The sequence below is a fragment of the Bradyrhizobium shewense genome (assembly GCF_900094605.1).
GTDB classification, from domain to species: Bacteria; Pseudomonadota; Alphaproteobacteria; order Rhizobiales; family Xanthobacteraceae; genus Bradyrhizobium; species Bradyrhizobium shewense.
In genome coordinates this window covers 72,493-84,725 of sequence record NZ_FMAI01000020.1, presented here as the reverse complement: position 1 = coordinate 84,725, position 12,233 = coordinate 72,493, and the positions used below count along the sequence as shown (strand labels likewise).

Sequence of the window (12,233 nt, the reverse complement as noted above, 5' to 3'; positions counted from 1 at the left end):
TTGAAGCTGCCCGATCAAGACAAGATGGCGGATTACGCCTTCGGCTAATCCGCCCTACACACCAGCGCGCCTCGTCACTTGTCCGGAAAATTCACCCCGATTGCGGTCACCACCGGCGCCTATTTCACCAGCGCCGCATGATCGGACGCTGCTTTCACGCCATCGCCGGACAGCGACCTCGGCGCCCCGGTCTTGGCGCCGAAGCGGATCGACACGGTGCAGCCGCCTTGCAGCGGCCGGCTCAGCGCCCCGCCCTTCCAGTCGGTGACGAAGCCGCCATAGTCCCATTCGAAGCCGCTGACGAGGAACGGCTTGCCGTTCGCCTTTTGCACGTCAGCAAGGCTGGATCCGATCGTGACGCCGGCAACGGTCCAACGGCTGGTCTTGGCGTCGCGCAAGGTCAGGCCGGAGGCGCGCCCGGCCTTGTCGTCGGTGAAGGCGACCTCGATGCGGCGGTCACTCGCCTTCGGGAACAGCACGACGCCTTTGTATCGTTCGCCCTCGGCGCCGGGCAGCTCCTGCACCACGGCGTCCTTGCCGTAGCGCTGCTTCAGGCTCCGCTCGGTATCGTCAGGGGCAACCGGCGAAGCGCAGGTGATCGGCCCCTCCTGCGGCGGCCCGCTCTGGGCGATTGCGGAGGATGCGAGCAGGAAAAGGACCGTGACGGTGGCGCTGCGCTTCATCGCGAGGCCATCCCGTCGCGGGAGAGATTCGGCCATTGAGCTGCCCTTAGCGAACAACGCCAGCCGCGTCGTCCGCGCTCGGGATCAGCCAATCGAGCCCGATCAGGCACACTTCGAGGATAACGAACGCGACAATGCCACCGACCCAGCCGAAGAAGACGATGGAAAAGGTCCCGAGCAAGATTGCGCAAAACAGGTCGGCAAGCACCTTGCAGACGCGGAAGTTTCGGTCTTGTCCAGATGGGAAATACGGCATCGGGCTCCCCTTTCGCTGCTCTGGGCCTGGACTTAGCCACAGCGCGAGGCGACCGTCTACTCCGCCAGCCTGCTGATCGGTTGCGACGTCGCAATCAAGGTCCGCGGCTCCCTGCGCAAGGGCAGCGTTGGCAGGTCACCGGCAGCCCTCCAATATTTGGATCAATCCCCGGGCAGAGATGTTTCCTCAATTCTTGGGCTGGCCGAAATCGAGTGGCGGCGGCAGCTCGATGTCGGGAATCTCGATCTTGATCTTGTCCAGATCCACCTTGATGGGAGCGTCCAGCAGCCCGGTGACCGTGATCGGGAATGCGATGACGACCGCAACCATGATCGCCTGCAGGCCGATCCAGGGCATCGCGCCCCAATAGATGTCCGAACTCTTGACCTCCTTCGGCGCCACGCCTCGCAGGTAGAACAAGGCAAAGCCGAAGGGCGGATGCAGGAAGGAAGTCTGCATGTTGACGCAGAGCATGACACCGAACCAGATCAAGGCAGCGTCCGCCCCGACGATGGGGGTGAGCAGCTTCTGCGCGATCGGCGCGATCATCGGGATGATGATGAAGGCGATCTCGAAGAAGTCGAGGAAGAAGGCGATGAAGAAGATGAACAGGTTCATGAAGATCAGGAAGCCCCAGACCCCGCCCGGCAGCGATGTCAGCATGTGCTCCAGCCAGACACCACCGTTGCAACCGAGAAAGACGATCGAGAAGCAGGTCGATCCGATCAGGATGAACGTCACCATGCAGGTGATGCGCATCGTGGTCTCGTAGCCCTGCTTGACCAGCATGCGCAGGTCCGGAATCCTGATCGCCTCGATGCAAACCCAGGCGACGGCGAGATAGGCAATCGCGAAGGCGATCTTGAACGGCAGATTCGGCGTGAGGTAGATGCCGATGATCGTGCCGACGCCCGCCGCCGCAACGCCGACCAGCAGCACCTTGTGACCAGCCGAGCTGAAATCCTTGTGATGGATGACGGCAAGGACGATCGCGCCGACGGCGCCCATCGCGCCTGCTTCGGTCGGGGTGGCGAGGCCAAGCATCATCGTGCCGAGCACCACGAAGATCAGAACGGCGGACGGGATGATGCCCAAAAGGCATTTGCGCCAGAGCGCCCAGCCCGTGAGCGTCCTTGCTTCCTTGGGCACTGCCGGAACGTGGCCCGGCTTGATCACGCTCAGCGCAAACGTGTAGCCGGCGAAGAGTGCGATCTGGAGGATCGATGGGCCCCAGGCGCCCAGATACATATCGCCGACCGACTTCCCGAGCTGGTCCGCGAGCACGATCAGAACCAGCGAGGGAGGCACCAGCTGGGTAATGGTGCCGGAGGCTGCGAGCACGCCGGTGATGTAGCGCATGTTGTAGCCGTAGCGGATCATCACCGGCATCGAGATCAGCGCCATCGCAATGACCTGCGCCGCCACGGTGCCCGTGATCGCACCGAGGATGAAGCCGACGATGATCACGGAATAGCCGAGACCGCCGCGAATGGGGCCGAACAACTGCCCCATCGAATCCAGCATATCCTCGGCGAGCCCGCATCGTTCGAGGATCGCGCCCATGAACGTGAAGAACGGAATTGCCAGCAGCAGCTCGTTGGCGAGAACGCTGCCGTAGATGCGCTCCGGAATGGCCTGGAGAAAGCTGAATCCGAAGAATCCTTCGTGGATCGCGAGAAATCCGAACGAAAGCCCGAGAGCGGCCAGCGTGAAGGCGACCGGAAATCCGATCAGCATGGCCAGGACCAGCCCGCCGAACATCAGCGGCGGCATCATTTCAATCGTGATCATTGGGTCGGCCGCTCGTATTTCGCATCGATCGTGACTTCACCACGCAAGGCCGCAATGCGTTTGATGGCCTCCGAGACGCCTTGCAAAGCCAGCATGAAGAATCCCGCCGGCAGGACGAATTTGATCGGCCACCGCAGGAGGCCGCCGGCATTGTTGGACATCTCGCCGATGATGAACGAGTTGTAGAACATCGCCCATGAGAGGTAGCTGAGCAGCAGGCACGGCGGGACGAGGAAGACCAATGTCCCGATCAGGTCGAGCCATACCTGGCCGCGTTCGGACAGCATGAGGTAGAGGATTTCGACGCGCACATGCTCGTTGCGCTTGAAAGTATAGGACGAGCCGAACATCACGACGACGGCGAACATATACCACTGCGTCTCGAGCCAGCTGTTGGAGCTGTAGCTGAAGGCATACCGGATCATCGCATTTGCAGCGCTGACCACGCAGGCCGCGAGCACCAGAATATTGCAGACGTTACCGACCTTTTCGTTCAGCCAGTCGATAGCCGTACTCACCGCCAACAATGGGCGCATCGATGCCTTTTCCCCGCTCGCTGAGTGCTACCCCCCGAACGAGCAGGACCATGGCGCTGTATCAGCGACCGTCCACGTCTGCGCGGGAGCTAGTTCACCCTCCTGATGCTTCCGCTCGTTCTTGTTGTCGGTTTTCGCCGAGACGTGTTCGGGTCTCGGCCGCGCGTGAAGCACGGCACCTTTACCGTCAGCAATTTCGTGGTCAACAGGAAAATGGACAGTTTGCCGCAGTGACCTCAAAAATGGGTCACTGTGCCTAATTTGGTCGATGCACGGGGCAGCCGGCAATCCGGCTCTCGGACGCGCCTAACCCTCGACGTCGTACTGCTTGCAGAGGTGATCGCCGATCTGGACAAGCATGGCAACGCATTCAGGGTAGCCGGGCCGATCCGAGGTGGCCCGGTCTGCGCTGGCTCGAAACTCCCAGGAATTGCCATCGCGGAGGATCGAAATTGTCATTCCATCGGGACAGTCGGCGTGAACCCTCAACTCGGCCTTGGCCATGGCGATCAGTTCGCTTTCAGTCTTCACAGGTCTGCTCATGAAGGTCATCCTCCGTCCTGGGACAAAACTTAAGGTGTATCTGCAAATCCACCAAACAAGTCTTCCCGATAAAGCGGCTCCCGGCATTGGGATAACGCAATAAGTCCCTGCCGGGGTCACTCCCGAGAGGCGTCGGGCAAAACACCCGGTCAAGCCCTTCTGGCAAAAATATTTCCACTTTCCCGAATTTCGGATTTGTGGCATAGACGCCCCGTCCCGGCCCTACCAAAGGGGCGCTTCGCGATCGTCACGAGATGCGGGCCGGGTGGCGGTGGACGCGGTAGCGCCGGCGCGGCTCAGCATGATGACAGGGCGGGCAACCGTGAGTCCTCAGGCGACGCGATACGACACGGCGCGGTCACAGCGGTTTCGTCGATGCCCGAGGGCGAGCACACGCAAGCCTCCGGGTACTCGGGCGGGATCGTCCGCGGACGGAGAAGTCGTGTGGTCCTGACGCCCGGGGTCTGTGCGTCAAGGCTTGCGGTGATGCGGCGGCCCGACCGGGCACGCGCATCGATCATCCGCGAGGCGACGGGGGCAATAGTGCAACGCTCCCCGAGGAGAGCACGAAGGACACCGTTAAAACCAGCCGCGCAGGGAAGGCCGGGCGACCGGCATCACCTGTGGTCCACCCCGTGTGCATCTTCGTCGCGCACGGACTTGCGGGTGCCGCCGGTACCCGGCCTTCCCTGCGCCCTTTGGTCTTCATGGGGCGCGAACGACAGCAAACCTCGGGCGAAACGCGCCGCGAGAATGGGAAGACGTGTCTGCTGATGGGAAGAGCCGTAGGATGGGTAGAGCTCTTGCGAAACCCATCATGCTTCAGCGTGGAAGTGCTGATGGGTTTCGCTTCGCTCTACCCATCCTACGAGACTACGGCCTACGCCGCCGCCTTCTGCCTCGTCACCATGGCCTCGCCAAAAGCCTCGAACAGCTTGCGGTTGACCGGATTGCGCTGGGGATCGTATTCGGCGTGCCATTGCACGCCGAGCGCGAAGGTCGGGGCTTCCGCGATCCGGATCGCCTCGATGGTGCCGTCCTCGGCGACGCCCTCGACCAGCACGCGCTTGCCGGGATCGAGGATGCCCTGGCCGTGCAGTGAATTGACCCTGATCTTCTCGCAGCCGAGCAGTGTTGCGAACGCTCCGCCCGGCGTCAGCTCGACGTCGTGACGGTCGGCGAACACCACGGTCGGATCGGGGTGAATCTCGCCGTTCTCGAGCCGGGGCATGCGATGGTTCATGCGGCCGGGAATTTCGCGGATCTCGGGATGCAGCGAGCCGCCGAAGGCGACGTTCATCTCCTGGAGGCCGCGGCAGATGCCGAACAGCGGCACACCGCGGGCGACGCAGGCGACCGAAAGCGCCAGCGCCACCTCGTCGCGATGGATATCGTACGGCTCGTGGCGCTCACACGGATCGACATTGAAGCGGGTCGGATGGACGTTGGCGCGGGCGCCGGTGAGCACGATCCCGTCGACCACGTCGAGCAGCGCGCCGATATCGGTGATATCGGGCGCACCTGCGAACATCATCGGCAGGCCGCCGGAAACCTCGGCCACGGCGCGCAAATTGCGCTCGCCGACCATCTGGACCTGAAATCGATTTTCGACGCGATGGGCATTCCCGATCACGCCGACGACCGGCTTTCTCATCTGTCGTTCCGCGCCTCTCCGATAATAAGATTCTCCAAACATGCCCTTGGGCTGGAACAAATTCAACAGAAGGGATCGCGGGACGGCAATGCTAATTTCGCGCAAATGCCTCCCGGGCCTCGCCCCCGGCGGGCAGCCCGGCGGCCTGCAGTGCAGTTGCGGCCGGATCGCCCGGGGCGGCCAGCCAGGGCAGTTTCGCGCTGATGCCGCGCGTCACGGGCTCTCCGAGCACCCCACCGAAATCAACCGGCCAGAACCCGTTGGGCACGACTTCGACCGTGATGCCCCGGATCGCATAGCCCTCGCCCAGAACCGCCTCCGCATGGTCGCCGGCGACAAGGCGCGCCGTCTTGGGATCCTTGGGATCGCCAAAGCTCACGAGCACCGGCACGAGATCTGCCTGCACCGGGACAACGCCGGTCTGCCGGTGGATATCGTTGAACGAGACGCGGTTGCCGCGCGCGGCGCCATAGGCACGGAGCGCGACATAGTTGATGTCGTCAAAGTCCAGCTTGGCGTCCTGCCGGTGCGCCAGCAATGCCACCAGATTCTTGCTCTGACCGAGATCGACGAACACCGCCTCCCCGCGCATCGTGGTGCGGCCGCCACGGTTATAGTTGCGGTCGGGCACGACGGCCAGAACGCCGGATCCGGTCTTGACGCCGTCAGGCGTCGTGACCTCGACCGTGAGACGAAATTTGTGGCCGGGCCGGTTGATCCGGATCTGGTCGCCGACCACGAGCACGGCCAGAAGCCCGAGCAGACCGGCCCATTTGCTGATGAAGCTCAAACCGCCCCCATTGTTCTTTCCTCATCGCTCTGCACCGTCGGCGCGCCGACGTCAAACCAGCGCGTTGACGCGGTCTTGATCCCAAGCGCGTTTGTCGAGAGAGTGCAGCGCGCATTGCGCTGAAAAGGACCCGATGTGACCATGTCGTCCAAAGATGAACGCTCCCGGACCCGCGGCGACCTCGCTTGGGCGATCTCGGTCGGGGGCATCGGCGTCGTGCTGTTCACCGCGTTGCTCGCCTTCACCTGGTATTTCGCCGCCACCCTGCTGCTGATCTTCACCGGCATGCTGCTCGGTCTCGGCCTCAACGCGCTGACGGGCGCGCTCGGCCGCCGCGTGCCCCTGCCGCATCCGGTGCGGCTCGCGATCGTCTGCACCGCGCTCGCCCTGATGCTGGCCGGCATCGCCTATCTCGGCGGCGCCACCATTGCCGAACAGGCTTCGCTGCTGAGCAAGACCATCAAGTCGCAGATCGGGAACGTGAAGTCCTTCCTGGACAACCACGGCATCGACACCAGCTTCTTCGATTTCGGCAACGGCGCGACCGACGCCTCGGCCACTGCGCCGTCGGAGACGGCGCCCGCACCAGCAGCGCCCTCGCGCGGTCCCCTGCCCGGCGCCGGCGCGCTGGCCTCCAGCGGCGGCGCGATCGTGAGCCAGACTTTCAAGCTGCTGCTCGGCACCATCCACGGTGTCGGCAACATCTTCATCGTGCTGTTCCTGGGCTTCGCCTTCGCCGCCCAGCCGGCCGTCTATCACGACGGCCTGCTGTTCCTGGCGCCGGCCAGGCACCGCACCCGCGTCGCCCTCATCATCGATCGCATCAGTGAGACTCTGGAGCGCTGGCTGATCGCGCAGATCATCGTCATGCTCGCGGTCGGCGTGGTGACCTGGATCGGGCTTGCTGTCATCGGCATCCCCAGCTCGTTCATCCTGGGAATTCAGGCCGGCCTGCTCGCCTTCATCCCGACCATCGGGGCCATCATCGCCGGCGTCGTTGTGGTGCTGGCGAGCCTCGCCTCGGGCTGGATCCCGGCGCTATCGGCCTTTCTGCTCTTCATGGGCGTACACGCCATGGAGAGCTACGTGCTGACGCCGATCCTGCAGCGGCAGGCGCTGGACATTCCGCCGGCCACGCTGTTCGCGTTCCAGATCGTGCTCGGCGTCGTGTTCGGCATCTGGGGCCTGGCGCTGGCGCTCCCGCTGGTCGCCATCGCCAAGGTCATGATCGACCATTTCAAGACCTATGAGGCGCCGCCTTTGGCAGAAGCGGCCTAGAGCATGATCCGGAAAAGTGTGCAGCGGTTTTCCGATAAGATCATGCTCCAGAAATAAGCCCTCAGGTCGTCAGCACGGTCTCGGTGTGCTCCACCTCGGGCGGCGAGGCAAAATACTGGCCGACAAGGCCGCGCCATTCGGTGAAGTTTTCCGAGCCGCGGAAATCGACGGTGTGGTTTTCCAGCGTCGCCCATTTCACCATCAGCCGGTAGCGCTGCGGCTTCTCGATCGATTTGTGCAGCTCGAAGCCGTGAAAGCCTTTGGAGCGGCCGAAGGCGGCCTTGGCCTTGGCGACGGCGGCCTCAAAGTCCTTTTCGCTGCCCGGCTTGACGTCGATTTGCGCGATCTCGGTGATCATCGGTTTCCACCCGTTTTTGTTCGATGGGCGTGTCTAGCGCAGCCGGCGAAAAAGAAAAAGGCGCCGAAACGGCGCCCTGGTCGGTCCTAAAATGCAGGTCTGTCAGAGCAGCAGCAGAACGGTGCCCGCCACGATCAGGGCGCAGCCGATGAACAAAGCGAGCGGCCAGTAGCTGCGGCGGCCTTGCGTGTAACGCCCCTGCGCGCGGCGCTCGGTGATCAGCGCGCTCTCGTATTCGTCCGCGGTCGAGAACAGACAGGCGAAACCGCTGCGTGCCGAGGCCGCAGCGGCTTCGAGCGACATCAGGGCAGCTTGCGGGTTCTGTCGACGGATCGATTCCATGACCGCGATGGTAGGGATCGAATGGTAAACAGAGGATTACCGCGATACTGCCCTGCGTCTCAGGCGGTGGCCGGCCGCGGCTGCGGCGCACTGATCCGCGCGGCGCTCTGGCGGCGCCAGTTCTCCAGCGACAGCGGCAGCTCCTCCGCCGCCTCGACGCGGTTACGGCCGCCGCGCTTGGCTTGGTAGAGCGCAGTGTCGGCGGATGCCAGCAGCACCTCGAGCTCGGTGCCGGCGGGTCCGCCGGCGACGCCGATGCTGACGGTGGTGTCGACCGGGCCTTCGTCGACCACGACGCCGGAGGTCTCGAACGCCTCGCGCACGCGCTCGGCGACCAGCACGCCCTCCTCCAGCGAACACGGCAGCAGTGCTGCGAATTCCTCGCCGCCGATGCGGCCCGACATGTCGGTGATGCGCAAATTGCTGACGACGACGGTCGAGAACAGTTTCAGCATCTCGTCGCCGGCGGGGTGGCCGAAGCGGTCGTTGATCGACTTGAAGTGGTCGATGTCGAAGATCATCACGGTCACGGGACGTCCGGCCTTGGCCTCGCGCTCGATCACGCGGCCGCAGGCTTCCGAGAAGCCGCGCCGGTTGAGCATGCCGGTCAAGGGGTCGGTCGACGCGGCGGTGCGGTGCGCGGTCACGGTGCGCTCGGACACCAGCATGAAGATCACGAACACGGTGCCGACGGCATAGAGGATCAGTTCGACCGCGAAGACCTTGACCCAGATGCTCTGGGAGAAGCCGGCGTCGTGCGGACGCAGGAAGCTGCCGATCAGGACCGGCAGCATCAACACGCAGCCATGCATCACCGGCATCACGAAGGCCGGCCAGCGCCGCTGCAGGCTCTTGCGCCGTTCGGTCCAGAGCTCGCTCGCGGTCAATGCCGCATAAACCGAGACGATGCCGGCGCCGATGATCATCCGCAACATGGATGCCTCGGGGGCGAGCAGCGTGACGGCGGCGACCCAGGCCAGCGCGCCGACGAGGAGACCCGGCCAGTTCGGCTTGCGGCCGTGGAAGACGCGCGCCGCATTCCACACCATGCCGCAGGCGACGAAGCCGACCGCGTTCAGCGCAAGGTAAAGATGCGGGCCCAGCCTGTCGCCGGCCGCGGTCCACAGCGCGACGGAGGCGGCACCGAGCAGATAGGCGGTGCCCCACCATTTCAGTGCAGGGCTGTTCTCCTGCCTGCCGAAAAACACCATCATGGCGCCGAGCAATGCGGCAACCATCGTGGCGACCAAATAGAGCGTGATGCTATCGAGCGACATCATGTCGGCCCCCTTTAAGACATAGCAGTTACGCGACCGGCCCCAGCCGATTTGCGCGCCCTTCCGAATGCGACGCTAGGTCGCGCGAGTTCCATTCAGGTTTTCGCGGGAGGCCAAGTTTTCGGGAAACACGCCATCAATTTGCATACAAACGAACAACAAAAAGGGCGCTGAAATCAGCGCCCTTTTGCATCTCATTGAAGCCGCTTTCGCGGCGAATGTGACCGAAGCGATTAACGCTTCGAGAACTGGAAGGACCGGCGGGCCTTGGCCTTGCCGTACTTCTTGCGCTCGACCACGCGGGAGTCGCGGGTCAGGAAGCCGCCCTTCTTGAGCACGGAGCGCAGCTCCGGCTCGAAATAGGTCAGCGCCTTGGAGATGCCGTGACGGACCGCGCCGGCCTGGCCGGACAGGCCGCCGCCGGCAACCGTGCAGATCACGTCGTACTGGCCGGAACGCGCGGCCACCGAGAACGGCTGCTCGATCATCATGCGCAGCACGGGACGGGCGAAATAGACCTCGACCTCGCGCGAGTTGACCGTGACCTTGCCGGCACCCGGCTTGATCCAGACGCGGGCGACCGCGTCCTTGCGCTTGCCGGTGGCATAGGCGCGGTTGAACTTGTCGACCTTCTTCTCGTGCTTGGGCGCATCGGGCGCCGCCGCCGTCTTGAGCTGCGAGAGCTGGTCGAGCGACTGGATGGATTCGGCCATGTTATGCGGCCCTCGTGTTCTTGCGGTTCAACTTGGCGATATCGATCTTCTCGGGCGTCTGGGCCTCGTGCGGATGATCGGCGCCGCCATAGACGCGGAGATTGCCCATCTGGACACGACCGAGCGGACCACGCGGGATCATGCGCTCGACGGCCTTCTCGAGCACGCGCTCGGGATGCTTGCCCTCGAGGATCTGGCGCGCGGTGCGCTCCTTGATGTGGCCGACATAGCCGGTGTGCTTGTAGTAGGTCTTCTGCTCGCGCTTGCGCCCCGTGAGGACCGCATGCTGCGCATTGATGATGATGACGTTGTCGCCGCAATCAACGTGCGGGGTGTAGGTCGGGAGGTGCTTGCCGCGCAGGCGCATGGCGACGATGGTGGCGAGGCGGCCGACGACCAGACCCTTGGCGTCGATCAGCACCCACTTCTTCGTCACCTCAGCCGGCTTTGCCGAAAAGGTTTTCATGTCAGAGTTTCCGTGGACGGGGAGCATCGGCGCGAACACCGCACCGGACTGCGCGGTTTTCTAGAGAAGAGACGCGCACCGGTCAATGCCCAGCAATTGAAATTAGCACCGTAATATCAATGGCTTAAAAATATGGTGCTATATTACCTGCGAAAAGCTCAAACATTTGGAATGGAATAGGTCGAGGTGACATGGGCGATCGGATCGGGCGAGCTGCCGGACAGCAGTTTCACCTCCCCGACCGCAAGCCGCTTGCCGAGCTTGAGCAGCCGCGCCTCCGCCAGCACGTCCTGCCCCGGCTGGCCCTTGCGCAGGAAGTTGATGTTGAGATTGGTGGTGACGGCGAGCCCGACCGGCCCGATCGCGGACAGAAGCACCACGTACATCGCGAAATCGGCGAGCGCCATCAGCGTCGGGCCGGACACGGTTCCGCCCGGTCGCAGCATCCTTTCACTGTAGCGCTGGCGCAAAAGGCAGGTCTGGCCGTCCGCGCTTTCAATCGTGATGTCGTCGCCGCTGAAGGCCTGGGGAAACTCGTGACGGAGGAACTGCTCGACCTCTGCCACGCTCATTTTCGCTAACGCCATGCTGTTCCCCACCCTCGCTTCACTTGCCCTGTTACATTAAGTTATCTGCGTCATTCAAATGCAATAATCCAACGGAAACGCTTCGATGTCCGCCCAGGCCGCCCGCGCCCCCTCCCCGCAACCGCCGATCCTGCTGCGCGAGACCGTAGGCCCGATCGCCGTGCTGACGCTGAACCGCCCCGCCGCGCGCAACAGCCTGTCGGCGGCGATGATCGCCAGCCTGCATGCGGAGCTCAACGAGATCCGCGATGACAAGGCCGTCCGCGGCGTCGTGATCGCCGCCAACGGTCCCGCCTTCTCCGCCGGCCACGACATGAAGGAGCTGACCGCGCGCCGCACTGACGCCGATCGTGGCCGCGCCTTCTTTGCCGAGATGATGACCGCCTGCAGCGCGATGATGCAGGCGATCGTGCATCTGCCAAAGCCTGTGGTCGCATCCGTCCAGGGTATCGCGACCGCGGCCGGCTGCCAGCTCGTGGCCAGCTGCGATCTCGCCATCGCCTCGGAGGACGCGAAATTTGCTACGCCTGGCGTCGACATCGGCTTGTTCTGCTCGACGCCGATGGTGGCGCTGTCGCGCAACGTGCCGCGCAAGCAGGCGATGGAGATGCTGCTGACAGGCGAGCCTGTCACGGCCGCGCGCGCCCGCGAGATCGGCCTCATCAACCGCGTGGTGCCCGCCGGCACCGAACGCGACGCCGCGATCGCGCTGGCGGAGCAGGTCGCGCTGAAATCGGCCTACACCGTCAAGCTCGGCAAGGAGGCGTTCTATCGCCAGGCCGAGATGAGCCTTGCGGATGCCTATCGCTATGCCGCAGAGGTGATGACCGAGAACATGATGGCGCGCGACGCCGAGGAAGGCATCGGCGCCTTCATCGAGAAGCGCACGCCGACATGGCGGGATGAGTGAAACACTAGCATCGTCATTCCGGGGCGGCTCGCAGAGCCGAACCCGGAAT

The 12,233-nt window shown here is 63.8% G+C and carries 15 protein-coding genes; 2 read left to right on the top strand and 13 right to left on the bottom strand.

Annotated features, from left to right (window positions below):
* Positions 1–119: 119 nt before the first annotated feature.
* The 7 genes from GA0061098_RS30855 to GA0061098_RS30825 form a co-directional block, all read right to left on the bottom strand.
* Complete coding sequence (locus tag GA0061098_RS30855; RefSeq protein WP_091965265.1) at positions 120–683, bottom strand: hypothetical protein; 564 nt, start codon at positions 681–683, stop codon at positions 120–122.
* Positions 684–729: 46 nt separating this feature from the next.
* Positions 730–939, bottom strand: coding sequence for a hypothetical protein (locus GA0061098_RS44155; RefSeq protein WP_129590988.1), 210 nt, complete (start codon positions 937–939; stop codon positions 730–732).
* Between the two features lie 186 nt (positions 940–1,125).
* Positions 1,126–2,730: a TRAP transporter large permease gene (locus GA0061098_RS30850; RefSeq protein WP_091965264.1), complete on the bottom strand. Its 1,605-nt coding sequence runs from the start codon at positions 2,728–2,730 to the stop codon at positions 1,126–1,128.
* Complete coding sequence (locus GA0061098_RS30845; RefSeq protein WP_091965263.1) at positions 2,727–3,266, bottom strand: TRAP transporter small permease subunit; 540 nt, start codon at positions 3,264–3,266, stop codon at positions 2,727–2,729. The genes GA0061098_RS30850 and GA0061098_RS30845 overlap by 4 nt, the downstream gene beginning before the upstream one ends.
* A gap of 306 nt (positions 3,267–3,572) precedes the next feature.
* Entirely contained in the window at positions 3,573–3,809 is a 237-nt protein-coding gene (locus GA0061098_RS30840) for a hypothetical protein (RefSeq protein ID WP_165637708.1), read from the bottom strand.
* An 880-nt stretch (positions 3,810–4,689) separates the two neighbouring features.
* The gene (locus tag GA0061098_RS30830; RefSeq protein WP_165637707.1) at positions 4,690–5,463 is read right to left on the bottom strand and encodes a gamma-glutamyl-gamma-aminobutyrate hydrolase family protein; all 774 of its coding nucleotides are present in this window, start codon (positions 5,461–5,463) and stop codon (positions 4,690–4,692) included.
* Positions 5,464–5,554: 91 nt separating this feature from the next.
* A complete protein-coding gene (locus GA0061098_RS30825) occupies positions 5,555–6,253 on the bottom strand; it encodes a hypothetical protein (RefSeq protein WP_091965259.1) in 699 nt (232 codons plus the stop codon).
* A 141-nt stretch (positions 6,254–6,394) separates the two neighbouring features.
* Here GA0061098_RS30825 and GA0061098_RS30820 point away from each other — a divergent pair, with 141 nt between their 5' ends.
* Positions 6,395–7,531 carry an AI-2E family transporter gene (locus tag GA0061098_RS30820; RefSeq protein WP_091965257.1) on the top strand — a complete coding sequence of 379 codons (1,137 nt, stop codon included), beginning with the start codon at positions 6,395–6,397 and terminating at the stop codon, positions 7,529–7,531.
* Positions 7,532–7,592: 61 nt separating this feature from the next.
* Here GA0061098_RS30820 and GA0061098_RS30815 read toward each other — a convergent pair whose 3' ends face one another.
* The 6 genes from GA0061098_RS30815 to GA0061098_RS30790 form a co-directional block, all read right to left on the bottom strand.
* Positions 7,593–7,889, bottom strand: a complete 297-nt coding sequence (locus GA0061098_RS30815; RefSeq protein WP_035673823.1) for an antibiotic biosynthesis monooxygenase family protein — start codon at positions 7,887–7,889, stop codon at positions 7,593–7,595.
* Between the two features lie 102 nt (positions 7,890–7,991).
* Complete coding sequence (locus tag GA0061098_RS30810) at positions 7,992–8,231, bottom strand: hypothetical protein (protein WP_028141420.1); 240 nt, start codon at positions 8,229–8,231, stop codon at positions 7,992–7,994.
* Between the two features lie 59 nt (positions 8,232–8,290).
* Positions 8,291–9,511 carry a GGDEF domain-containing protein gene (locus GA0061098_RS30805; protein ID WP_091965255.1) on the bottom strand — a complete coding sequence of 407 codons (1,221 nt, stop codon included), beginning with the start codon at positions 9,509–9,511 and terminating at the stop codon, positions 8,291–8,293.
* 230 nt (positions 9,512–9,741) lie between these two features.
* Positions 9,742–10,221, bottom strand: a complete 480-nt coding sequence (rpsI, locus tag GA0061098_RS30800; protein ID WP_008547917.1) for a 30S ribosomal protein S9 — start codon at positions 10,219–10,221, stop codon at positions 9,742–9,744.
* Position 10,222: 1 nt separating this feature from the next.
* On the bottom strand, positions 10,223–10,687 hold the full coding sequence (gene rplM / locus GA0061098_RS30795) for a 50S ribosomal protein L13 (RefSeq protein ID WP_091965253.1): 465 nt from the start codon (positions 10,685–10,687) through the stop codon (positions 10,223–10,225).
* A gap of 158 nt (positions 10,688–10,845) precedes the next feature.
* Entirely contained in the window at positions 10,846–11,274 is a 429-nt protein-coding gene (locus tag GA0061098_RS30790; RefSeq protein ID WP_091965251.1) for a PaaI family thioesterase, read from the bottom strand.
* 85 nt (positions 11,275–11,359) lie between these two features.
* On the opposite strand from GA0061098_RS30790, the gene GA0061098_RS30785 reads away from it, so the two are divergent.
* Complete coding sequence (locus GA0061098_RS30785) at positions 11,360–12,184, top strand: enoyl-CoA hydratase (protein ID WP_091965249.1); 825 nt, start codon at positions 11,360–11,362, stop codon at positions 12,182–12,184.
* Positions 12,185–12,233 lie beyond the last annotated feature (49 nt).